This window comes from Candidatus Campylobacter infans (assembly GCF_013416015.1).
In the GTDB taxonomy this organism is placed as follows: Bacteria; Campylobacterota; Campylobacteria; order Campylobacterales; family Campylobacteraceae; genus Campylobacter; species Campylobacter infans.
Genome location: NZ_CP049075.1, coordinates 1,560,951 through 1,584,701 on the forward strand (window position 1 = coordinate 1,560,951; position 23,751 = coordinate 1,584,701).

At 36.2% G+C, this 23,751-nt stretch carries 24 protein-coding genes and 2 tRNA genes; 11 read left to right on the plus strand and 15 right to left on the minus strand.

Annotated features, from left to right (window positions below; translation table 11 throughout):
• Positions 1–88: 88 nt before the first annotated feature.
• Positions 89–847, minus strand: coding sequence for a polysaccharide deacetylase family protein (locus tag CINF_RS07815; protein ID WP_179975136.1), 759 nt, complete (start codon positions 845–847; stop codon positions 89–91).
• Positions 848–901: 54 nt separating this feature from the next.
• Between CINF_RS07815 and CINF_RS07820 the strand changes: the two genes are divergently transcribed.
• Positions 902–2,026: a glycosyltransferase gene (locus tag CINF_RS07820; RefSeq protein ID WP_179975137.1), complete on the plus strand. Its 1,125-nt coding sequence runs from the start codon at positions 902–904 to the stop codon at positions 2,024–2,026.
• Positions 2,027–2,690: 664 nt separating this feature from the next.
• On the opposite strand, the gene gdhA is transcribed toward CINF_RS07820, so the two are convergent.
• The 3 genes from gdhA to CINF_RS07835 all read right to left on the minus strand — a co-directional run bounded on the left by gdhA (position 2,691) and on the right by CINF_RS07835 (position 6,092).
• On the minus strand, positions 2,691–4,052 hold the full coding sequence (gene gdhA / locus CINF_RS07825; protein ID WP_178697132.1) for an NADP-specific glutamate dehydrogenase: 1,362 nt from the start codon (positions 4,050–4,052) through the stop codon (positions 2,691–2,693).
• 299 nt (positions 4,053–4,351) lie between these two features.
• Positions 4,352–5,020 (minus strand): MqnA/MqnD/SBP family protein, encoded by a 669-nt coding sequence (locus tag CINF_RS07830; protein ID WP_179975138.1) that lies wholly within the window; start codon positions 5,018–5,020, stop codon positions 4,352–4,354.
• Positions 5,021–5,078: 58 nt separating this feature from the next.
• Complete coding sequence (locus CINF_RS07835) at positions 5,079–6,092, minus strand: bifunctional 3,4-dihydroxy-2-butanone 4-phosphate synthase/GTP cyclohydrolase II (protein WP_179975139.1); 1,014 nt, start codon at positions 6,090–6,092, stop codon at positions 5,079–5,081.
• A gap of 103 nt (positions 6,093–6,195) precedes the next feature.
• Here CINF_RS07835 and rplI point away from each other — a divergent pair, with 103 nt between their 5' ends.
• From rplI to CINF_RS07855, 4 genes are all read left to right on the plus strand, one after another.
• Positions 6,196–6,639, plus strand: a complete 444-nt coding sequence (rplI, locus tag CINF_RS07840) for a 50S ribosomal protein L9 (RefSeq protein WP_178697129.1) — start codon at positions 6,196–6,198, stop codon at positions 6,637–6,639.
• Entirely contained in the window at positions 6,639–7,190 is a 552-nt protein-coding gene (gene hslV / locus CINF_RS07845) for an ATP-dependent protease subunit HslV (protein ID WP_178697128.1), read from the plus strand. Before rplI ends, hslV begins: the two co-directional genes overlap by 1 nt.
• Complete coding sequence (hslU, locus tag CINF_RS07850; protein WP_178697127.1) at positions 7,187–8,509, plus strand: HslU--HslV peptidase ATPase subunit; 1,323 nt, start codon at positions 7,187–7,189, stop codon at positions 8,507–8,509. The genes hslV and hslU overlap by 4 nt, the downstream gene beginning before the upstream one ends.
• 83 nt (positions 8,510–8,592) lie before the next feature.
• Positions 8,593–9,054, plus strand: coding sequence for a GNAT family N-acetyltransferase (locus tag CINF_RS07855; protein WP_179975140.1), 462 nt, complete (start codon positions 8,593–8,595; stop codon positions 9,052–9,054).
• Positions 9,055–9,057: 3 nt separating this feature from the next.
• Here the strand turns inward: CINF_RS07855 and CINF_RS07860 are convergent, their stop codons facing one another.
• From CINF_RS07860 to CINF_RS07870, 3 genes are read right to left on the minus strand one after another with little or no spacing between them, the layout of a single operon-like run.
• On the minus strand, positions 9,058–10,164 hold the full coding sequence (locus CINF_RS07860) for a glycosyltransferase family 4 protein (RefSeq protein ID WP_179975141.1): 1,107 nt from the start codon (positions 10,162–10,164) through the stop codon (positions 9,058–9,060).
• Positions 10,142–11,440 carry an O-antigen ligase family protein gene (locus CINF_RS07865; RefSeq protein ID WP_179975142.1) on the minus strand — a complete coding sequence of 433 codons (1,299 nt, stop codon included), beginning with the start codon at positions 11,438–11,440 and terminating at the stop codon, positions 10,142–10,144. The genes CINF_RS07860 and CINF_RS07865 overlap by 23 nt, the downstream gene beginning before the upstream one ends.
• A complete protein-coding gene (locus CINF_RS07870) occupies positions 11,424–12,365 on the minus strand; it encodes a glycosyltransferase family 9 protein (protein WP_179975143.1) in 942 nt (313 codons plus the stop codon). The genes CINF_RS07865 and CINF_RS07870 overlap by 17 nt, the downstream gene beginning before the upstream one ends.
• 109 nt (positions 12,366–12,474) lie before the next feature.
• Between CINF_RS07870 and CINF_RS07875 the strand changes: the two genes are divergently transcribed.
• Positions 12,475–13,533, plus strand: coding sequence for a glycosyltransferase family 4 protein (locus CINF_RS07875; RefSeq protein ID WP_240156114.1), 1,059 nt, complete (start codon positions 12,475–12,477; stop codon positions 13,531–13,533).
• On the plus strand, positions 13,517–14,476 hold the full coding sequence (waaF, locus tag CINF_RS07880; RefSeq protein ID WP_179975144.1) for a lipopolysaccharide heptosyltransferase II: 960 nt from the start codon (positions 13,517–13,519) through the stop codon (positions 14,474–14,476). The genes CINF_RS07875 and waaF overlap by 17 nt, the downstream gene beginning before the upstream one ends.
• A 204-nt stretch (positions 14,477–14,680) precedes the next feature.
• Here waaF and rnhA read toward each other — a convergent pair whose 3' ends face one another.
• The 8 genes from rnhA to gap all read right to left on the minus strand — a co-directional run bounded on the left by rnhA (position 14,681) and on the right by gap (position 20,595).
• Positions 14,681–15,136, minus strand: coding sequence for a ribonuclease HI (gene rnhA, locus CINF_RS07885; protein ID WP_179975145.1), 456 nt, complete (start codon positions 15,134–15,136; stop codon positions 14,681–14,683).
• Positions 15,129–16,076 (minus strand): hypothetical protein, encoded by a 948-nt coding sequence (locus CINF_RS07890; RefSeq protein WP_179975146.1) that lies wholly within the window; start codon positions 16,074–16,076, stop codon positions 15,129–15,131. Before CINF_RS07890 ends, rnhA begins: the two co-directional genes overlap by 8 nt.
• A gap of 33 nt (positions 16,077–16,109) precedes the next feature.
• Positions 16,110–16,197 (minus strand) — tRNA-Ser (locus CINF_RS07895).
• A 3-nt stretch (positions 16,198–16,200) separates the two neighbouring features.
• Positions 16,201–16,275: transfer RNA gene (locus tag CINF_RS07900), tRNA-Cys, on the minus strand.
• 104 nt (positions 16,276–16,379) lie between these two features.
• Positions 16,380–17,201, minus strand: coding sequence for an enoyl-ACP reductase FabI (gene fabI, locus CINF_RS07905; RefSeq protein WP_179975147.1), 822 nt, complete (start codon positions 17,199–17,201; stop codon positions 16,380–16,382).
• Positions 17,198–17,953, minus strand: a complete 756-nt coding sequence (locus CINF_RS07910) for a triose-phosphate isomerase (protein ID WP_179975148.1) — start codon at positions 17,951–17,953, stop codon at positions 17,198–17,200. The genes fabI and CINF_RS07910 overlap by 4 nt, the downstream gene beginning before the upstream one ends.
• A gap of 323 nt (positions 17,954–18,276) precedes the next feature.
• On the minus strand, positions 18,277–19,491 hold the full coding sequence (locus CINF_RS07915) for a phosphoglycerate kinase (protein ID WP_179975149.1): 1,215 nt from the start codon (positions 19,489–19,491) through the stop codon (positions 18,277–18,279).
• A 114-nt stretch (positions 19,492–19,605) separates the two neighbouring features.
• Positions 19,606–20,595, minus strand: a complete 990-nt coding sequence (gene gap, locus CINF_RS07920; protein WP_179975150.1) for a type I glyceraldehyde-3-phosphate dehydrogenase — start codon at positions 20,593–20,595, stop codon at positions 19,606–19,608.
• A gap of 61 nt (positions 20,596–20,656) precedes the next feature.
• On the opposite strand from gap, the gene nadD reads away from it, so the two are divergent.
• The 4 genes from nadD (at position 20,657) to CINF_RS07940 (ending at position 23,739) form a co-directional block, all read left to right on the plus strand.
• A complete protein-coding gene (gene nadD / locus CINF_RS07925; RefSeq protein WP_179975151.1) occupies positions 20,657–21,523 on the plus strand; it encodes a nicotinate (nicotinamide) nucleotide adenylyltransferase in 867 nt (288 codons plus the stop codon).
• 36 nt (positions 21,524–21,559) lie between these two features.
• Positions 21,560–22,048, plus strand: coding sequence for a thioredoxin-dependent thiol peroxidase (gene bcp / locus CINF_RS07930; protein ID WP_179975152.1), 489 nt, complete (start codon positions 21,560–21,562; stop codon positions 22,046–22,048).
• A 2-nt stretch (positions 22,049–22,050) separates the two neighbouring features.
• The gene (locus CINF_RS07935; RefSeq protein WP_179975153.1) at positions 22,051–22,560 is read left to right on the plus strand and encodes a hypothetical protein; all 510 of its coding nucleotides are present in this window, start codon (positions 22,051–22,053) and stop codon (positions 22,558–22,560) included.
• Positions 22,561–22,677: 117 nt separating this feature from the next.
• Positions 22,678–23,739 (plus strand): MlaE family ABC transporter permease, encoded by a 1,062-nt coding sequence (locus CINF_RS07940; RefSeq protein ID WP_179975154.1) that lies wholly within the window; start codon positions 22,678–22,680, stop codon positions 23,737–23,739.
• Positions 23,740–23,751 lie beyond the last annotated feature (12 nt).

The window sequence follows — 23,751 nt, forward strand, 5'->3', positions numbered from 1 at the left end:
TTAAGTTTAAATATCGCGCCAAAGAAAATTTTAATTTAAATCGCGCTTAAAAAAATTAGTTTAAATTGAGATGAATTAAAATTTATTTTTATCCCCTAACTAAGCCATAAAGCTTGCCAAACACATCATTTTGGTATATAAATAAAATTTTTCTTAGCCATTGCGCGCCGTTTTTTACGGCGATTCGGCGCACATCATCGCAAATGCCATCTGGGCGATTTATCCCGCGTTTTGTGGTAAAAAACAATTCATAGCCTAAGTTTTTAGCGATATTTAGCATATTTGCATCAAAGTTCCCGCGCGGCCAGCAAAGCACGCTATCATCGATGCCCAAGCGAGTTTTCATTATTTTTTTACAAAGCCCTAAATCACTAGCAAAATCATAACTACCAAAATAATCATCTCCGTGCGTATGCGTATGGGAGGCAAAATCGCAAATATCGCGCATTTGCGCAATTTCATCCCAGTTTAATACCACGCGCCCAGGCTCATTTGGGACGATTTTTTTACATTGACTATGCGAGCAAGGGCTAAATTCAGCCTTTTGCTCACTTGCTTTTTGCACCCAGCTAGTAACTAAAAATATGCTTGCGCGCAGGTTATAACGCTTTAAAATAGGATATGCGAAATAAAAATTATCCCGCCAGCCATCATCAAAAGTAATCAAAACACTTTTTTTAGGCACTTTTAGCTTGGCTTTTTTATACAAAAAAAACTCTTCCAAACTTAAAGCCTTATAACCACAGCGCGCCAAATACGCCATTTGCGCCTCAAACTCACTCACATTAGAACTTATAAAACTACTTTTTGGCAAAATATGATGATACATTAACACGCTTACGCTCAAAGTTTGGCCTTTTTTCGTGTTATAATAGCCAAAAATCTTAAAGGCTGAGAAAAAATGCGAAAAATCCGTATCTTACACACAGAATGGAGCGATGGATGGGGCGGACAAGAAATGCGAATACTGGCTGAAATGAAAGGCTTTATGGCTCAAAATTTTAAAATCGCACAAGATGATAATGCTTGCTTAATCGAATGCGAGCTAGCTTGTAAAAATGGAGCAAAGATCGCTAATTACGCGCTAGATGCAGGATTTGTCGTGCATTATTTGCCCTTTAAATCAAAATTTGATCTAAAAAGCATTTTTTCATTAGCCAAACTTTTAAAAGAGCGCAAAATAGATATTTTAAACACGCATAGCGGAATTGATACTTGGTGTGGAATTTTAGCCTCAAAGCTTGCTAATGTGCGCTCAATCCGCACTCGCCATCTCTCAGCGCCCATAAATCCAAGCAGATTAAATTTCATAAACGAATTAGCCGATTTCGTGCTAACAACTGGCAAAGGCGTAAAAGATGCGATGATAGCAAACAACCGCATAAACCCAAACAAAATAGCTTCAATCCCAACAGGCATCGATGAGAGCGTATTTGCGCCAAATCTTTACGATAAAAACGAATGCAAAAGCGCGTTTAATTTACCCAAAAATGCCGTAATTATAGGCTCTCTTGGGGTTTTGCGCTCGGTAAAAAATCAGCAAATGCTCTTAAATGCCATACTTGAAATTCATAAAATTCATAAAAATATTTATTTTATACTAGCAGGTGATGGCCCAAAAAAAGATGATTTAGAGCGTTTTATAAATGAAAACAAAATGAATGCTTACACAAAACTTATAGGCCACATAAATGAGCCTGCTAAATTCTTATGCGCGCTTGATATTTTCGTGCTTAGCTCCAAAAATGAAGGCGTCCCACAAGCCCTAGCCCAAGCACTTTTTATGCAAAAAGCCTGCCTTAGCACAGATGTTGGCAGTATAAAAGATTTATATGATGGGAGCAATTTTATTTTGTATGAAAATAGCTTAAATGCTTTAATTAGCGCGCTTGATGGGCTTTTAAGCAAGCCAGATAGTATTAAAAACCTAAGCCAAAATCCCCAAAATTTCGTGCGCCAAAATTTTAGTTTAGAGCAAATGTGCGCCAAACTAAAAAATATCTACTTAAAACTAAGCAAAAATTAAAGGTAAAAAATGACCCTACTTGATAATGCAGAGCTTTTATTTATCGCTATAATCATCATCTTAGGCTTAGGCTTGATAATTTATGTGCTTTATAATGAAAAAAAAGCAAATAATTAGGCAAATTTTAAAAAACTAAAAATTTTTTAAAAAATTTAAATATTGCTTGAAAAATTAAGCAAATTTTAAAAGAAATTTTAAATCCATTGCTAAATTTAGCCATTTTAGCCCCACGAGGGGCTAAATCCACAACAATAAATTTTAAAACTCAGTAAGTTAAAAAAAATTAAAAGCAAATTTTAAAAAAGTAAAAATTTCAAAATAAATTTTAAAAGCAAATTTTAAAAAAGTAATTTTTTTTAAAATTTAAAAATTACTTGAAAAATTAAGCAAATTTTAAAAGCAATTTTAAATCCATCGCTAAATTTAGCCATTTTAGCCCCACGCAGGGCTAAATCCACAACAATAAATTTTAAGCTCAAAAAGTAAAAAAAATTAAAAGCAAATTTTAAAAAAGTAAAAATTTCAAAATAAATTTTAAAATTTTCTATATTTTAGGTGAATTAAAATTTGATATTAAATCTAAGCTTTTTTGCTTAAAATTTCACAACCATCGTGCCAAATTTTAAGCAAAAGCCCTTAAAATTAAAATTTAAGGGCGTAAATTTTAATAACCTTGATCAATCATCGCATCGGCTACTTTTCTAAATCCTGCGATATTGCCACCAAGCACCAAATCGCCCGGCTTGCCAAACTCCACAGATGTTTCATAGCTAATGTCAAAAATATGTTTCATAATGTTTTGAAGCTCTTGATCAACCTTTTCAAAGCTCCATTTAAGCATACCAGCATTTTGGCTCATCTCTAAGCCGCTAGTGGCCACGCCGCCAGCATTTGCAGCTTTTGCTGGCCCATAAAGAAAATCGCTTTTTTCGCTCATAAATTTCATCGCATCAAGCGTGCTAGGCATATTCGCACCCTCTGCGAGCAAGCGACAACCATTATTATAAAGCACCTTAATATCTTCAAGGTTTAGTTCATTTTGCGTAGCGCAAGGAAAAGCCGCATCACAAGGCACATCCCAAACGCCATTTCTACCAGCTGGATATGCGCTAACTGGCGTAAATTTCGCATTTACGCGCTCTTTGGTGTAGTTTTGTAAGCCAACGCGCTCAACCTCTTTTAACCTTTTTAAAAGCTCTACATCAATGCCATCTTTATCATAAATATAACCCGTAGAATCACTCACTGTTACAGGTTTTGCGCCTATTTGGTAGAGTTTTTCGCAAGCATAAATTGCCACATTGCCAGCGCCTGAGATCACGCAAGTTTTGCCCTCTAAGCTGGCATTATTTTTAGCTAGCATTTCCATAGCAAAATAAATTAATCCATATCCTGTGGCTTCTGTGCGAACTAGCGAACCGCCCCAATTTAGCCCTTTGCCAGTTAATGCGCCATCAAAACGGCGGGTTATTTTTTTGTATTGTCCAAATAAATAGCCAATTTCGCGTCCGCCTACGCCTATATCGCCAGCTGGCACATCTATTACATCGCCAATTACGGTTTGAAGTTCTAACATAAATGCTTGACAAAAGCGCATAATTTCACTATCGCTCTTGCCTTTTGGGTCAAAATTTGCGCCACCTTTTGCTCCGCCCATACTAAGACCAGTTAGGGAATTTTTAAAAATTTGCTCAAAACCAAGAAATTTTATAACATCTAAATTCACACTAGGATGAAAGCGCAAACCGCCTTTATATGGGCCAATGGCTGAGCTAAATTGCACGCGATAGCCAAAATGCGGACACGCCTCGCCCTTATCATTTATATAAGTTACGCGAAACATTGTCGTGCGCTCAGGCATAACAATGCGGTCTAAAATGCGATGTTTGTGGTATTTGCTCTCTTTATCTAGCAAGGGCTGTAATGAGTTTAAGATCTCTGTTGCAGCTTGTAAAAATACGGTTTGCCCGGGGCTAATTTGTTTGATGCGTTCAAGTGTAGAACTTACATAAGATTGTCCGTCCATTTTGTATCCTTTAAGGTAAAATTGCGAAGTGATTGTAAAGAATTTTTGTTTAAGTTTAGCTTAATATATAAAATTTAGGCAAAAGTATTTTTAACTCTTTAAAATTTTAAAAAATAGCTTTGAGCATATCATTTAACGCATAAATCGCCCTGCCATACTCTTGAGCTGGCGTAAAAATAAAAATATAAAAACCTTATGCTTTAATCAAAAAGAGGAAAAAAGCTAAAAATTTATATTAGTGGCTTTAAAATTTGGTCTAAAATCTTGATTTTTTTCTAAAATTTTAAAATTTTCTAATTTTATGGCTTAAATTTTAAAGCCCTAGCGCGAGAAATAAAGAGATTTAGGGATTTTTTTTCTTTTAACCCTATATTATAATGTAAGTATTGTAAATACCATAAAATATCATCAGCAGGGATATTTCTGCTTTTTGCATAAGAGTTTAAAATGTATCTTGGTATTTTTATTTTTGTTTTTAAGAATTGTTTAATAATCTTTTCATAAGTACTTTTATTTTTAACATAAGCAAAATGCCCAAAAACAAAGGACAAATTAGTTTTTTTATGCCAAAGCTCTGCCATATCATAAAAATTATCCTTACCCTCTTTTAAATAAGCCTGCAAGGCTTTATCGCCTATAATAACCTCTCCATCAAGCCCTAAAATACGCGCAAGCATATTTGAACTATGGCTAGCAGGGTCAAGTTTGTGAGGGCTATTTTTGCGAACTAATACAGAAATTACTTCATTTTTAGCGCAAATTCCCATATTTAAAGTGCGGTATTTTCGCGCTTGTATGCTTGAAATGACAGCAGCATCGACCCGCCTTGCCTTTAAATCAGCACAAAGCTTGCTTGGTGTGCCAGTTTTGCGCGCGCTAGCCATTTTAAAGGCACTTTGCGCGCTCATAGATTTTAAGAAAATGTGAAAAGGTAGTAAGTTTAAATAATCTATTTTTCCAAAAAGCATTTGCAATTATAACAAATTTTAATCTAGCAAGGCAAAATTATCCAAAACTTAAAACGCCTTATTTAAACGCCGTTATATTCAAGCCAAAGCCTGAAAGTGCGGCAAATTCTCTATTTTTATTTTTGCTTAATAAGGTGATATTTTTTAGCTTAAATGCTAATAAAATTTGCGCGCCTATGCCATAACTTTTAGTGCTTTCATCAGCTTGTGGCGACAAAAACACAGCCACGCCGCCCTCGTCATTTAAAATTTTTAAATCCTCCATAAGTTCTTTAAATTTTACACTCTTTAATAAGCTCAAATCATCGCCAATGCGGTGAAATTTTACATTTACACTTTTATTTTGGCTAAGCCCACCAAAAACAAAGGCATAATGCTTGGCATTTGTGTGATCGCTTATTTCATAACTAAGGGCTTTAAAGCCAGCAAGTGATGATTTTTTGGGCTTATTTAATGTAATTAGGCTTTCATGGTGAAGGCGGTATTCGATAATTTCGCGAACGCTTATCATATTTAAGCCGTGTTCTTTACAAAATATTTCTAAATCAGGCTTTCTTGCCATTGAGCCATCATCTTTAACTATCTCACAAATCACAGCCACAGGCGCAAGCCCTGCTAAATGGCATAAATCCACGCTACCTTCTGTATGCCCTGTGCGCTCTAAAACTCCGCCACTTTTTGCAATTAAAGGAAAAATATGTCCAGGTCGCACAAAATCGCTAGCTTTTGTGGCTGGATTTACTAGCATTTTAATTGTCATATTTCTTTCATCAGCGCTTACGCCAGTTTTTGCGTTTTTTGCGTCAATGCTAATTGTAAAGGCGGTTTCGTGCTGGCTGGTATTTGCCCTAACCATTGGTTCAAGCTCAAATTTTTTAGCCAAACGCGAAGTAAGTGGAGCGCAAAGCACGCCTTTTGCGTGAGTTATCATAAAATTTACCTTTTGACTATCACAAAAAGCCGCCGCGCACACTATATCGCCTTCATTTTCTCTATTTTCATCGTCTATCATTACTACCATTTTGCCGTTTTTTATATCATCAATGGCTTGTAAAACATTCCTAAAAGGCATTTTCTCCCCTTGTTAGATTAAAATTTAAGCGCGCATTTTATATTTTTTTTGTTAATATTAAGACTAAATGGCTACAATTTTGGCTTTATTTTAAGGAGGCATTATGAAGGTTTTACTAATTAAAGATGTAAAAGGCTTAGGTAAGGCTGGGGAAGTAAAAGATGTAAAAGATGGATACGCCAATAACTTTTTAATAGCCAAAGGTTTTGCTCAAATAGCGACAAATGCGGTGCTTAAACAATTTGAAGCAAATAAAGTTAAAATGGCAGAATTACAAGCTTATGAACTAAGCCAAACACAAAAATTCGCAAGCGAACTAGAAAAAATCCAAATCAATCTAATAGTTAAAATAGGCGCAAATGGCGCGCTTTTTGGCTCAATCACAAAAGATGAAATTTCAAACGCCCTAAAAACTCAAAAAGGCTTAGAACTTGATAAAAAATGCCTTGAGTTCGAGCATATAAAAACGCCAGGAATTTATGAAATAACCGCAAAATTAAAACACGGCATAAATGCAAAATTCAAGCTAGAAATTAAAGGCGAATAATGTTTCACGCAACCACAATTTTAGCTTATAAAGGCAAAAATGGCTCAGTTATTGGCGGTGATGGGCAAGTAAGTTTTGGCGCAACGATTTTAAAAGGCAATGCTACTAAAATTCGCAAGCTTAATGACGGCAAGATACTAGCTGGATTTGCTGGCAGCACGGCTGATGCGTTTAATTTATTTGATATGTTTGAGAGAATTTTAGAAAGTAGCAAGGGCGATTTGATGCGTGCGGCCGTGGATTTTAGCAAAGAATGGCGCAAGGATAAATATTTGCGCAAGCTTGAAGCTATGATGTTAGTGCTTAATAGAGAGCATATTTTTATACTAACTGGCACCGGCGATGTAGTAGAACCCCAAGATGGCGTAATAGCAGCCATAGGTAGTGGCGGCAACTACGCCCTAAGTGCTGCAAGAGCATTACACGCTCATTATGATAAGCTAAATATCAACGAAGAAGAGCTAGTAAAACAAGCCCTAAATATCGCTGGCGATATTTGTATTTACACAAATAATAATATTAAAACCTTTGCTTTATGGGATGAAAAATGAATAAACAACCTAAACAAATAGTAAAATTTTTAGATGATTATGTAATAGGCCAAAACGAGGCAAAACGCGTAATAGCCGTAGCCTTACGCAATAGATGGCGCAGAATGCAACTAAGCCGCGATATGCAAGATGACATAATCCCAAAAAACATCTTAATGATAGGCTCAACAGGCGTGGGCAAAACAGAAATAGCGCGCCGTCTTTCTAAGATGTTTGGCTTGCCTTTTGTTAAAGTAGAAGCTAGCAAATATACAGAAGTGGGCTTTGTCGGGCGCGATGTAGAAAGTATGGTGCGCGATTTAGCCACAGCTAGCCTAAACTTGCTAAAACAAGAAGAACGCGAAAAAAACGCCGATAAAATCAACGACTACATAGAGAAAAAAATCCTTGAAAAGCTCTTGCCACCATTACCAAAAGGCGCAAGCGATGAAAAAATAAACGATTATGAGCAAAGTTATGCCAAAATGCGCCAAAGACTCCAAAATGGCGAGCTTGACGAGCTTAGCGTAACGCTTGAAATAGATCAATCCACCTTTGAGGCTAATAACAACCTACCGCCTGAAATGAGCCAAATGCAAGAAAGTTTTATTAAAGTAATAGGCATAGGCAGCAAAAAAGTAAAAAAAGAGCTTAAAGTAAAAGACGCCAAAGATGCGCTTAAAAACGAAGCTAGCGATAAAATTTTAGATATGGAGAGCCTAAAAAGCCAGGCTTTAAAACGCGCACAAGATGAGGGCATAATTTTTATCGATGAAATTGATAAAATCGCTGTTTCAAACTCAAATTCAAGCAGACAAGACCCTAGCAAAGAAGGCGTTCAGCGCGATTTACTGCCTATTGTTGAGGGCTGCACGGTTAGCACTAGCCTTGGCGCGCTTAAAACCGATCATATTTTATTTATTGCAGCCGGGGCTTTTCATATTAGCAAGCCAAGTGATTTAATCCCCGAGCTTCAAGGCCGTTTCCCACTTCGCGTAAATCTCGATAGCCTAGATGAAAACACCCTTTATGAAATTTTAACCAAGCCTAAAAATTCGCTAATCGCACAATACAAAGCCTTATTAAAAACAGAAAACATAGAGCTAGATTTTAGCGAAGATGCCTTGCGTAAAATCGCCCAAATCACGCATAACGCAAACGAAAAAATCGAAGATATCGGCGCTAGGCGTTTGCATACAATTTTAGAAAGAGTGCTTGAAGATATTAGTTTTGCTAGCGATGAATACAGCTTTAAAAGCGTCCAAATCACCGCCCAATTAGTAGAAAGCAAGCTTGAAAGCATAGCCCAAAATCAAGATTTAGCAAAATATATTCTTTAAAATTTTGCTATTAAAATTTAAAACCTTACTTTTAAAATTTCGCTAAAATTTCTAGCGAAATTTTAAAATTTTAAAGAAAAACAATGAACCTAAACATTCGCCTTGCTAACATAAATGATATAAAAGATGTTTTTATGCTAGCAAATGATGATATAGTAAGAGCAAACTCAATCAATACCTCAAAAATCAAATACGATGAGCATGAGCGTTGGTTTAAGGATAAAATCAGCTCAAAAGATACGATTTTTTATGTTTTAGAAGTTGATACAATCTTTGCTGGCTGTGCGCGAATAGATAGACAAGAAGATAATTTATGGCTTGTTAGCATAAATATTTTAGAGCATTTTCGCACTAAAAAGCTAGGTTATTATTTGCTAAAAAACATTTGCGAGCAAAACGCCACAAAATCCTTGCTTGCTTATATCAAAATCAACAATCTTGCGTCCAAAATAATCTTTGAAAAAAATGACTTTGTCCTTAGTGATGAAATTTTAATCAACGCCCAAAAATACTACATTTTTAAACGCCAGCAAAGCTCAAATTAAAATTTACGCATTATTTTTTAGCGCGCTTTCGTATAAATTTTGAATTTCTTGCGTGGTGCGTTTTATATCAAACTCACTCTCACATAACAAACGCGAGTTTATTTGAAACTGCCTAATTCTTGCTTTATCGCTTAAAGCCTTATCTAGCGCGCTAGCAAGGCCATTTATATCGCCAAATTTCACGCAAAATCCATTATATCCATCTTTTACTTGTTCAGCATTGCCACCAGCATTTGATGCCACAATAGCCTTAGCACAAGCCATCGCTTCAAGCAAAACCCTAGATAAACCCTCCCAAGCCGAATACAGCACAAAAAGCGTGCTTATACGCATTATTTGCTTAATTTTTTTGGATTCGCCATAGATTATTACGCGCTCATTTAGGGCTAAATTTTGTATTAAATCTTGCATTTTGGCTAGATATTCTTGCTTTTTGCTTCTATCTTGGCCCACTATTAAAAGGCGCGTGTTTTGATATTTTGGCGCGATTTTAGCATAAGCTTGGATTAGCTCTAAAATCCCCTTGCGCTCTTCTAGGCTTGCTATGGTGCTGATATATTCATTCTCATCAAGCCCTAGCTCTTTTAAGCATTGCTTAGGATCTAAATTAGCATTATACGCGCTTAAATCTATGCCATTTCGTATAGTTTTTAGTTTATTTGGATTAACTAAACTCATATTTTTTGCGCTATCGTATGAGACGGTAATTATTTTTGTAGCAAGGGCATTTAAATAGCGCATTAATCGCAAGCAGCGCTTTTTAGTAGGATCTTCACGCACAAACCAAAATATAGGCTTTTTGGCGATTTTTGCAGCAAAGGCTGGATATTTATAGTATGAAGTAAGCGTATTTAAATGAACTATATCGATTTTTTCATATTTTATGATTTTAAGCGTTTTAAGGCTAAGTCCAAGCCCTAAAAATCCGCTTTTTTTTGCGATATACACGCTAAATCCTTCATTTTTAGCCATTTGTGCTACTTGCTCATCTTCGCCAAATAAAAAAACAGGCCTAAAACGCGTTTTATCAATAAACCTTGCTATATTTAACGCAGAAATTGGGCTCCCACCAAGTGCTGCTCCGTGGCTAACAATTAGCACATTTTTCATCTTTTGCCCTTAAAATCATAATCAAAAATCCTAATAAATAAAACAAATAAAGCACCCGCAAATTATAACACTCAAACAATCCGCGCACGCCAAAATACGCCAAAACCGACAAAAACACCGCTAAAAGCAGTGGATTTTTCGTGCGGTAAAAGCCCTTAAAACTAAGCATTAGCACGCAAACAAAAAGCCCAAAAATACAAAGCGCACCAAAGACGCCATAATAATACAAATAACCCAAAAAAAACGGCTCATCATTCCAGTAATTTTGACGCCCATTATCTATCGTGCCATATTTTTTAGCAGTTTTTAGCCCCAATTTATCGGCATTTATTAGCGCGCTATCGTATTGTTCTTTGCCATATCCTAAGCCAAAAACCAAGCCATTAGTGGCCAAAATTGCATTAAATCGCTCTTTTATAATAAGCGTGCGCCCAGAGCTATCAAAGCCTTGTGTGAGCTTAAATTTTAAAACAGTCGAATGCCAAACAAGCGCGCCAAAAGCCACAAAAAAGCACAGCAAACAAACAACAAAAAGCTTTAAATGAGCTTTTATAAATGCCTTTATTTGCGCATTTTGCGTTAAACTAAGAAAAATTATCAAACTAAACGCACAAGCTAGCCACGAGCCGCGCGAACCAGTAAAAAGATCTAAAAATAAAGGCAAAATCACGCCAACAATCGCCACAAACACCCTTAAACGCGCGCTTTTAAGCAATAATAAAGCACAAAGCCCAAAAGGCAAAAATCTATCCACAAAATCCGCATAAGAACGACTCACCAAAACAGCTTGTAAGTAGTTATTTGCGCTTAAATTTTCAAAAGAGCTAATTAAAGAATAAAAATCATCGCCCCCGCCAATAACAAAAGCGCATAAAAAGCTATAAAATAGCCATAAAATCACTCTTTTATCCCCATTAAAAAGCAATAAAATCACAAGCAAAAACGCAATTGCCCTGCCAAAATGCCTAAACGCTCTAAAAAGCGAGGGATAATTTTCATCATAAGCAAAACTTGAAACCACAAAAACGCACGCTATAAAGGCACTTGCAAACATCAAGCCAACTTTGGCTGTTTTGTAATTTTCAAAAATATTATTTAGCGAAATTTTAAAATTTAAAAAAGCATAAAACAAAGCCAAAAATAAAGCTAAATAAAGGCTAGCATTTTTAAGCCCGCGCAACCAATCAATATGTTCTAAAAACACAAAAACGCTAAGCAAAAAAAAGCTTAAAATATATAAAATTTGAGAAAAATTTTTTTTATTTACAAAACTCATTTTTTGCCTTTTCTAGCGCGTTTTGTATGGATTCTAGGCTGATATTTTGTGCTAATTTGCTTTCATCTTGTAAGGCTATACAACACTTTCCCCAAGGTCGCCAACAAGCTAAATTAGTGCGCCCAAATAACGCAATTATCGGCACTTTAAGCGCAGGCGCAAGATGCGTTATCCCGCCATCAAGCGTGATTACTAATTTTGCTAAACACAAATAATTAGCCAGTTCATCTAGGCTTTTAGTATTTAAATGCTCAACCTTGCTAAGTGTTGCGATTTGCTCGCTTAAATGCTGATCTTGAGCCGTTATTACAATATCTTTAAAATTTGCTTTTAAAAGCTCTATGATGGATAGAATTTTATCTTTATCAATTTGATTTTCACGCACTCTTGAACTAATGTGAAAAAACACAAAATTTTGATACTTTTGATTTGGGTTTAATGGCGAATATAGCGTGCTTTCATCATTGTAAGTAATGCCAAGAGGCTCTAAACACAAAAAGCAAGCCATAACCTCATGCGTAAATGGTGCGATGATAATAGGGTGCGTGATGGAGCTTTTTTGATTATTTGGGGCTACGCCAATTATTTGCTTTGCCCTAGCAGTTTTTGCAAAAATCTCAGCCCAAGGCGAATAAGACGAGCGCAAAATCACGGCGACATCGTATTTGCGAATGAAAATTAAAAAAAGCACTCTAAGTTTTGAAAATCCAGCTTTTAATTTAGCAAGTAGATTTTTTTTATGTTTTGGCTTTGTGTAAGAAAAAATTTCATTAACAAAAGGATTATTTCTAATAGCGCAAAAATTATAACTATTTACCACTATATCAATATTTTCTGCGCCATATTTTTTGGCTAGGGCTTGGATTGCTGGCGTGGTACAAATCAAATCGCCAATATTATCATTTCTAATAAGCAAAATTTTCATCACAAACCTAAAATTTTATAATTTAAAAGCGCGAATTTTAGGCAAATTTTAATTAAAAGGTGCTAAAACTAGGCATTTATGATACAATAAGCAAAAATTAAGGCAACTTGTGGCAGACATCAAAAAAAACATAGTATTTTTAAGGCTAAATCCAAATGCCATAGGTGGCGCTCAAAATTACCTTTTGCGCCTAAAAAACGAGCTTGAAAGCGCTGGGATCAACTCAACAATCCGTTCATTTAAAAAGGCAAAATTTTTACCAAATTTTATTTATCCATCATGGCTTAAAGCATTGTTATTTAATGCTTTTGCCAAAAAAACAAAAGCCAGTGATGAGCTTTATTTTAGCTTAGAGCGCGTTACTTGCGCTGAGATTTATAGAGCAGGTGATGGCGTGCATAGAAAATACCGCACTTTAAAGCCATTTTGGTTTTTAAATCCACTAAATTTTGTTTATCCTTACCTTGAAAAACATTGCTTTAATTTTGCAAAGCTAATAATTACTAACTCAAATATGATAAAACGCGAAATAACCGAGTTTTATGGCATTGATGAGAGTAAAATTATCACTATTTATAATGGCATAAATTTACCCCAAAACATAAATAAAACTCACGCAAAACTTAGCTTAGAAAAAGAATTTCACATAACCTTTGATAAAAATGTGATTTTATTTGTAGGCTCAGGCTTTAAGCGCAAAGGTTTAGCTGAGTTTTTATTAGCTCTAAGCAAGCTAAAAAGCGAACATATCGCAATAATCGTAGGCAAAGATAAAAACAGCCAAAAATACAAAAATTTAGCCAAAAAGCTAAAAGTAAATGCAATTTTCACAGGACAAAGAAAAGATGTGAATACTTTTTACGAAGCTAGCGATTTATTTGTGCTACCAACGCATTATGAACCATTTTCTAATGTGATTTTAGAGGCTATGAGCTATGAAAATGCCGTCATCACAACAGCACAAAACGGCGCAAGCGAAATTTTAGATCAAAACTTTGTGCTAAATGCCCCAAATGATGAAAAATGCGCTATTTTGATAGATAAATTACTAAACAATCAAGCACTTTTAAAAAGCACACAAAGCCAAAATGCAAAAATAGCACAAAATTTTAGTATCGCAAAAAACGCAAAACTTACTTTAAAGGCGATAAATGCGTGTGTTTATTGAATTACCATCGTGGCTAGGCGATAGCGTGATGGCAAGTGCTAGCATAGAAAACTTAGTTCAAAATTTTAACTCATCAGCTTTAAAAATCGTATTTTTTGGCAGTTTTGTAAGCTGCGAGTTGTTTAAATCTAGCCCAAATTGCGAGCAAATTTTAATCGATAAAAGCAAAGAACAAACGCCTAAAATTTCATTATTTAAGCCATTTTACCGCCTTTTATATCTTAGAAAAATCGCTAAAAATTTAGGCCATTTTGATGTGGCACTTAGTTTTAGATCTCACCTTGCCAGCAAAGTCTTGCTAAATGCGATAAAAGCGGACAAAAAGGCGATTTTTAAACCAACGATAAACGCCACTCACCAGGTGCTAAAATATTTAAAATTTCTCAATTCCGCCCTAAACTTAAAGCCACTAAACAACGCCCCAAAACTACATTTTACCCCGCTAAATAAAGGCCAAAAAAAACGCCTTGGCCTAAATCCTGGCGCAAGTTATGGCGATGCTAAACGCTGGGGAGCGCATAATTTTGCCAAAGTCGCGCTAGAACTAGCAAAAGATTATGATATATTCATCTTTGGCGCGAAAAACGAAACACAAATAGCAGAGCAAATCGCGCAAATTTTAAATGAAAATAAAATAAAATTTACAAATTTATGTGGCAAAACAAGCATTAAAGAGCTGTGCGAAAATATCGCAGCACTTGATTTGTTCATCACAAACGACAGCGGGCCTATGCATATAGCAGCCGCTTTTAAAGTGCCGATGATAGCGATTTTTGGCCCCACAAAAGCAGACGAAACCGCCCCCTTTGGCAACGAGCGCGCAAAAATCATTAAATTAAATCTACCCTGCCAGCCTTGTATGCGAAGAACTTGCCCACTAAAACACCACAATTGCATGGAGCAAATAACGCCAAAAATGGTGCTTGATAGCATTTTGCTTTGAGCTAAAAAGCGCGCCAAATCAACGCGCAATTTAGCCTTATTACAAATAAAATCAGCATTAAAATAAAAGCAAATTTTAAAAAATTTAAGCAGTGAATTTTAAAAATAAATTTTAAAATTTTAAAGCAAAAAGGCTAAGTTTTTACCAAAATAATTTAAAATTTCAAGCAAATTTTAAAAATAAAATTTTAAATAACATAAAAAATTAAGAAATTTTACAAGCCAAGCTAGTGGCTGCTTCTTTTGCTAATTTATCGCAAAGCTCGTTTTCTTCGTGGCCGGCGTGCCCTTTAATCCAAATGGCTTTTACCTCGTGGCGCTTTAATTGCTCTAATAATTCAAGCCAAAGATCAGCATTTTTTACCTTTTGCTTGCTAGCTGTTTTAAAGCCGTTTTTAAGCCAAACTTCTAGCCATTCATTTATGCCCTTTACCACATAAGAGCTATCGGTGTAAAGCACCACAGCACAAGGCTCGCGCAAGGCTTTTAGCCCGTTAATGCCTGCTTGAAGCTCCATTTGGTTGTTTGTAGTATTTGCCTTAGCTCCGCTAGCGATTTTTTGCCTGCCGTTATAGCGTAAAATATACGCCCAGCCACCATCGCCCGGGTTTTTTAAACAGCTACCATCGCAAAATAATTCCACTTTTTTTAATTTATTCATTAGCTTTTTTGCCTTGAATTATTTTAGCTTTTATCATCACGCTGTTTGCTTGCATGCAGTTTGGACAGCGGTTAAAAAACACAGGATAGCTTAAAGCGCAATTTTTACATTCATAATCAAAAGCCAGTTTTGCGCTAATATTTTGCCCCTTGGCAAGCTTTAAAAGCTCGATTAAAAAGGCATTTTGGCTTTCATCATTTTGAATTAAAAAAAGCATTTTTTCATCAAGCAAATCAATACAAATTTCAAGTGGTGGCAAATCTTCTTCATTAACGCCCAAAAATCCAGTAATTTTGAGCTCTAAAATCAAGCGTTTAATAAAAGGCGTGCGAGGTTTTATCTGGCTTAAAAGCTCGATTTTTTGGGCAAGGCTTATGCTTTCATATGTGATTTGTAAGCCTTGCAAATACGCTCTAAGCTCGCTTACATCGATACCTTGGGCATAAAGCACATCACAACACTCAAAGCAAGCCTTAAAATCCCTTAATTTTTCTTGAATAAAAATCAAATCCTTTAAGGCCTGTTCATCTCTTGGCGAAGTGGCTAAAAGCTGCATATAAGCATCTTTTGCGCGCTCAAAAAACCCGGTTTTAATATAAGCTAAGCCTAATTTTTTAAGCAAATTTTCTCTTAAATTCGCTTCTTTTTTTAAAGCCTGTAAATACATCAAAACAGCATTATCCCAGTCGCCATTTTTAGCTAGCGCGTCGCCTACTTTTATTAAATCATGGCTTTTTAGCGTGCTAAGAGCATTAAAAATCGCGCTAGTATCATCGCTCTCGCGCTCAAATTTTTGTAAAAATTTATCAATGATTTTTTGCTTATTTTTACTAAGCAAAATACCCCAAAAATAGCTTAAAACGATAATCAACAAAACAGCAGTTATTAAAATAATTAATCCAAAAATAGGATCGCGGTAACCCGTGAATAAAAAATCCATAAAAATCCTAGCAGATTATGTGTGAGTAAGTAGTGGCCGGGAGAGAGGGATTCGAACCCCCGGAGGCTCTCACCTCAACGGTTTTCAAGACCGCCGCTTTCGACCACTCAGCCATCTCCCGACTTGGAGGCGACACCCAGATTCGAACTGGGGATCAAGGATTTGCAATCCCATGCCTTAGCCACTTGGCTATGTCGCCAAATAAGGCGCGAATGATAGCTAAGTAAAACTTAATCTTAGCTTTTCTTAAAATTTATTTGCCAGCCAAACACTAGATAAACCTTGCTAGCCAAATTTTAAAATTTACTTTTGCAAATCCCATAATAACGCTGTTTTGCCATCATCATCAAGGCCAACATCAGCCATACCTAAAATATTATATCCGCCATCTACATAATGAATCTCACCCGTAACCCCACTAGCCAAATCGCTTAGCAAATACGCCCCGCTTTTGCCGATATCTTCAATGCTCATATTGCGTTTTAGCGGAGCATTTATTTCATTATAGCGCAAAATCATCTTAAAATCCCCAATCCCACTAGCTGCTAGTGTTTTAATAGGGCCAGCGCTAATGGCATTTACGCGCACACCGCTTGCGCCAAGATCCCTTGCTAAATACCTAACACAGCTTTCAAGTGCTGCTTTTGCAACGCCCATTACATTATAATGAGGCACATATTTTGCCCCGCCAAGATATGAAAGAGTAAGAATGCTCGCATCCTTACTAAGCGTTGGCAGCACCGCGCGCGTAAGCGATACTAGCGAATACACGCTAGTTTCCATAGCCACATTAAAAGCATCTTTTGTGGTATTTATAAAATCATTTTCTAAGGCTTGTTTTGGAGCAAAAGCCACAGCATGAAGCACAAAATCAATCTTTCCAAAATCACGCTCAATTTGTGGTGCTAGCGCGTTTAAATGCTCATCATTATTTACATCTAATTCATAAATTTTATCGCTGCCAAGCTCATTTGCGATTGGCTCTACGCGCTTTTTAATCGCATCATTTAAAAAAGTAAATGCCATATCTGCGCCTTGATTTTTACACGCTGCGGCAATGCCATAAGCTATGCTCATTTTATTTGCCACGCCTACAATTAAGCCCTTTTTGCCTTGCATTATCATTTTTGATCCTTTGTTGCTATGTTTATTAGGTTTATGAAATTTTGCACATCCCAGCTAGCTGAGCCAACAAGCACGCCATCACAATGCTTTAAAGATGAAATTTCATTTATATTTTGGCAATTTACGCTCCCGCCATAAAGCAAGGGCGCATTGCTTAAACTTCGCAAATATTCTAAAATTTCAGCTATGTATTGGGTTTTAGCACTAACGCCTGTGCCTATGGCAAATATCGGCTCATAGGCGATTATAAGCTTTTCATAATTTAAATCAATCCCGCTAAGCTCATCGCTTAAAAATTCCTTAGCACTCGCATTCATATAAGTTATATCGTCCTCGCCAACGCAAAAAATAATCTTATAGCCTTTTTGCTTAGCAAAATTAAACTTTGCCTTGATCAGCTCGTCATTTTCACCAAGCCCGCGCCTTTCGCTATGGCCAATCAAAACAACATTTACGCCAAACTCATCAAGCATATTTGCGCCTACTTCACCAGTAAAAGAACCACTATCGCAAGGATAGAAATTTTGTGCGCCCTGGCTAAAATACTTACAAGCACTAGCCTCTACAAAAGCAACACTTGGCGGAAAAACAATTATTGAATTAAAATTTGCCTTGTTTGAATTAAAATTTTGAATATTATCCAAAAGAGTAAAATTATGGCAAATATCTCTTAATCCATCATTTAACGCCATCGCGTAGTTTTGAAAACTCGCCCTTGTGTGATTACATTTTAAATTCCCAGCAATTATCATTAAAATCCTTTATTCTTAAATTTTAAACACTTCTTTTAATCTATTTTCAAAATTTTCAATCGGCTCTAAATCTTGTAAAGTAAGCTTAAAATTTGCGCGTTTTGAGATGGCAAATTTTTGCCAATTTGCCCAACAGCATTGCCTTAAAATTCGTTAATTTTCTCAAAAATTCCATTTTCTTTGAATTTGGCAAGCTCGTTATACTTTTCCTTAATCAATTTTTTAAGCAAATCATTTAAATTCATCTTGCAAACCCCTTGTTTGCAAAATTTTTTGATTTTTTTTCATAAATCCGCCATTTGCATATCTTAATTTTTCAGGCATTAAAATTCCTTCTTTAACAGCACGCGCACGCCTGGGAGTTCTTTGCCTTCAATTAGCTCTAAACTTGCGCCACCGCCAGTGCTTACAAAGGTCATCTCATCGCTATCGCCAGCGCGCTCAACCACATCGGCTGTATCGCCACCACCTACAACGGTAGTTGCAAAACTCTCAGCAATAGCATGGCTCATTTTTATGCTACCTTTACTAAACTTATCCATTTCAAAAACGCCCATAGGCCCATTCCACCAAATCGTTTGCGCATCAGCAATTGCTTCTTTAAATAATTTCACACTCGCAGGGCCAATATCAAGCCCCATCCATCCAGATGGTATTTCTTGAACTGGCACATATTTTACAGCACTATCAGCGCTGTAAGTTTGCGCTGCTACCACATCAACTGGCAAATAAATTTTTACGCCTAATTCCTTGCCTTTTATTAAAATATTTGCTGCTTCTTCAATTAGCTCTTCTTCAAGCAAAGAATTACCAATATCTTCGCCCAAGGCCTTTAAAAAAGTAAAAGCCATACCGCCACCAATTATTAATTTATCAATGCGTGGCAAAAGATTAGTAAGGGCTTGGAGCTTGCCGCTAACCTTTGAGCCACCAGTTACAGCTACAAAAGGCCTGCTAGGACGGCGGATTAAATTTTGACCAAATTCAATCTCTTTAATCAGCAAAAACCCAGCCGCCCTATGCTCTTCATCAAAAAATTTCGTAATAGCATGAACGCTAGCGTGCGCCCTGTGGCACACGCCAAAAGCATCATTTACAAAAAAATCCGCCAAACTAGCAAGCTCTTTTGCTAAGTTTTCATCATCTTTTGTTTCGCCTTTTTCAAAACGGATATTTTCAAGCATTATAATCTCGCCCGCTTTTAGCTCGCTTGCGCGCCTTTTAGCATCAGCACCTATCACATCAGCGCATAGCTCCACATCGCCACATTCGTGCTTTTCAAGCAAGCGTGTCATTCGCTTTGCGATGGGCGCTAGGCTTAATTTATCATCCCAGCCTTTTGGCCTGCCAAGATGCGTGCATAAAATAATCCCACATCCTTGATCTAATAAATATTTTATCGTAGGAATTGCGCTTGCGATGCGCCTATCATCTGTGATATTACAAAACTCATCCATAGGCGTATTAAAATCACAACGCACTAAAACCTTGCTACCTTGTTTAAATTCTAAATCTTTAAGGGAGATTATTTCACTCATTAGTTTTATCCTTTTAGCTAAATCTATTACATTAAAAGTATTTTAAAATTTCAAGTATTTTAAAATTTTAATTGCGCTTTTACTTGGCTTAGCAAAAGCGCAAAATTACGAAAATTAAGAGTTTATAAATCCTGCCATCTCAACTAATCTAGCCGAATATCCCCATTCATTATCATACCACGCCATAATCTTTACCATATCCCCACAAATTACTTGTAACAAATCCGCTGCTACAATGCTAGAATAAGCGCAGGTGTAAAAATCAGAGCTTACACGCTCATCAAAATCCACAAGCATAATGCCTTTTAAGCTTGTATTTGCCGCGTTTATAAAAACTTGGGTTAATTCATCTTTGCTTGTGCTTTTATTTAAAACCGCCGTTAAATCCACCATAGATACATTTGCTACTGGCACGCGCACGCTTTGGCCGTGTAATTTACCATCTAAGTTTGGCATTACAAGCTTCATCGCTTTTGCCGCGCCTGTGCTTGTGGGGATAATGTTTTGCGCGGCTGCGCGACTTCTTCTTAAATCACGGCATTTAACATCAACTAAGCTTTGTCCATTTGTATAAGCATGAATTGTAGTCATCAGCCCTTTTTGTATGCCAAAATGATCATCAAGCACGCGCGCTACTGGCCCTAGGCAGTTTGTGGTACAACTCGCATTAGAAATAATCGCTTCGCCATTATATTTTTGATGATTTACGCCAAGCACAAATGTAGGCGTATCGTCTTTTGCTGGTGCGCTCATTATTACCTTTTTTGCGCCTTGTTTTAAGTAGGCCTCGCATTTTTGCGTGGTTAAAAATTTGCCCGTGCATTCAAGCACTACATCAATCCCGCTTAAATCCATATCACTAATCTCGCGCGTGCTATAAACGCGGATCTTTTTACCGCCAATGCTGATATAATCATCATCTATAATATCTACTTCTTGATTAAACTCGCCATGAACTGAATCATATTTAAGCAAATAGCGCGTCATTTTGCGCTCGCCAGTATCATTTATAATACAAAGTTCGTAATTTGGGTCATTTAGCACGATTCTACTAGCACAGCGCCCTATTCGCCCAAAGCCGTTTATTGCAATTTTTATAGCCATGATTTATCCTTGTTTTTGGGTATAATGGCGCGGATTTTACTAAAAATAGGATTAAAAAACATTGAATATCGCAATTTTTGGCGGGAGTTTTGATCCGCCACACACAGCTCACCTAACCATCGCAAAAAACGCCCTAGCCACGCTTAATATCGATCTTTTAATAATCACACCAGCTTTTTTAAATCCTTTTAAAACTAGCGTTTTTGCTAGCGCAAAACTGCGCCTAAAATGGTGCCAAATGCTTTTTGGCAAGCTAGAAAAAATTAAAATTAGCGATTATGAAATAGCCCAAAACCGCCCAGTAGCTAGCATACAAAGCGTTAGATATTTTAAAAATTTATACAAGCCAGATAAAATTTATCTAATCATCGGCGCTGATAATCTAGCAAATCTAACAAAATGGCACGATTATAATCACTTATGCGAACTTTGCGAGTTTGTGGTGGCTTTAAGAGATGATATAATCATAAATCCGCAATACAAAACCCTAAAAATAAATGAAAAAATTTCATCAACTTTTATAAGAAATCAAAAAGATTTTAGTAAAATACCGCCTTTATTACGCGAAGAGATTAAAAAATTTTATACACAAAGGTTAAAAATGCAAGATAGAATCAATAAAATAATTAAAATTTTAGAAGACAAAAAAGCAGAAGATGCCCAAGCTATCGATATGAGCGGGCGCGATTATATCGCTAAGTTTGTAATCATCGCCACCACTTTACACGCCAAGCACGCCGCAAGCCTAATCGATGAGCTAGCAACGCGCCTAAAACCCCTTGGAGAGCAGTTTTTAGGCAGTGAATGTAGCGATGAATGGAGTGTGATTGATTTAGGCGATATAATCATTCATCTAATGAGCCAAAACTACCGCGCAAAATACAATATAGAAGAGTTCTTAGATAAATTAAAAAAAGAAAATTCCTAAATTAAAATTTTAAAATTTATAAACAAAGGATAAAAAATGAGCTTTACCCAAGAAGATTTGTTACGAAAAGTAACACTAAAAAGCGGTGATATTGCACCAGAGTTTAGCGCGCTAAATCAAGATGGCGTAAATATCGCGCTTAAAGATTTTGCCGGCAAAAAAATAGTGCTTTATTTTTATCCAAAAGACAACACGCCAGGATGTAGCACGCAAGCTTGCGAATTTAGCCAAAATTATGATGATTTTGCCAGCAAAAACGCCGTAATTATCGGCATTAGCCCAGATAGCGTAAAAAGCCACGAAAGCTTTATAAACAAACAAAACTTAAAGCACATTTTATTAAGCGATGAAAGCCATGAAATTTGCAAGGCCTATGGAGTGTGGCAGGTGCGAAAAAATTACGGCAAAGAATACTTAGGCGTGGCGCGCACAACTTTTATTATAGACGAAAATGGCAAAATAATTAAAATTTACAAAAGCGTAAAGCCAGCAGGCCACGCAAATAAAGTGCTTAGCGAACTTTAACAATGCAAAATCGCCCCGATGAGCAAATCATAAAATTTCTTAAAAAACGCCACATTTTAAGCCTTTGTGTTTCTTGTGATGCGAAGCTTTTGAATTTAGATGAATTAGCCTTTAAAAATGCGGGGCTTTGCACGCCAAATCCAGCTCAAAACATCATCACTCACACAAACTCTTGCTTTTATGCATATTGTGAGGATTTAAACGCTTTAATAATTGCTAGCTCGCCACGCAGCGCCCATATTCAAATCGCCTTACAAAATCCTAAAATTTGCCTAAATATCGCACTTGATACTAAGATTATAGGATACATTCAAGGCATTCAAGCAAGGGCTGATTTTTTTGCCCTATCAAGCCTAAATCAAAACAGTCAAAAGCTTTGTGCGCGCGCGTATTTCGTGCGCTATCCTTATGCCATAAGCCTTAATCCCACACTTTATATCCTAAAACTCACCTGGCTAAAATACACAAACAACGCACTAAAAAACAAACTAATTTGGCAAAATCTTATTTAAGCAAATTTTAAATAAAAATTTTAAACTTATTAAGCTATAATGTAAGCTTTATTCTGCCATTAAAATTTTAAATATTTAAAATTTTATAGAGCAAATTTTAATCCAAAAGTAAAAATAATGGGCTTTAAACTAGAAAATAGCACGCTTTTTTTACAAGGCGAATTAGATTATAAAATCAATAAAAACGAACTTGCCAAGCTCCATAATCTTGCCAAAGAAAATATCACAAACATCGATATAAGCGAGCTTGTGCGCATTGATTATGCTATGGCTTGTTTGATTAATGCTTATTTTACTAAGGCTAAGATTACCGGCCAAAACGACAAAATAGTGCGCATTTTTGATTTTGTAAAAAATTCCAGCTTTGCCTTACCCTTACATAAAGAACGAAATTTAATAGAAAAAACCGGCAAAAATCTTTTTGATTTACAAGAGCAATTTATTAGAATTTGTAACTTTTTAGGACAATTTTTATTTTCTTTATTTATGTTTTTGGCTCCATCTAATTTACGCTTAAAAGAGCTAAGCAATTTTATCGCAAGTGCCGGAGTTAGAGCCATTTTTATTGTGTGCTTGACCTCATTTTTAATAGGCATAGTTTTAGCCTATCAAGGTGCTAGTATGCTTAGTGGTTTTGGGGCTAGTATTTTTGTTGTCGATATAATGGGCATTATCACCTTGCGCGAAATCGCCCCGTTAATTGCGGCTATCGTGGTTGCTGGGCGCAGTGCTTCAAGCTTTACAGCCCAAATTGGCGTTATGAAAATCACAGAAGAACTACCCGCAATGCAAACAATGGGTTTTGAAATTTTTCGTTTTGTGGTGTTGCCACGCATTTTTGCGCTTATGCTAGCCTTGCCTTTTGTGATATTTTTTGCCGATATTGTTAGTATTTTCGGGCAGATGGTAGTGTGTGCGTGGTATATGGATTTATCTTTTAGTGATTATTTACAAAGATTTAGAGAAAATGTAGAGCTTAGGCATTTTTGGATTGGGCTTGTAAAAGCGCCTATTTTTGGGGCTGTTATAGGGATAATAGGCTGTTTTAGGGGTTTTGAGGTTGATGGAAGCACGCAAAGTGTAGGCACGCTAACTACAAAAAGCGTAGTAAATGCGATATTTTGGATAATCGCCCTAGATGCTGGATTTAGCGTAATTTTTACCCAATTAAATATTTAAAATTTTAGGATA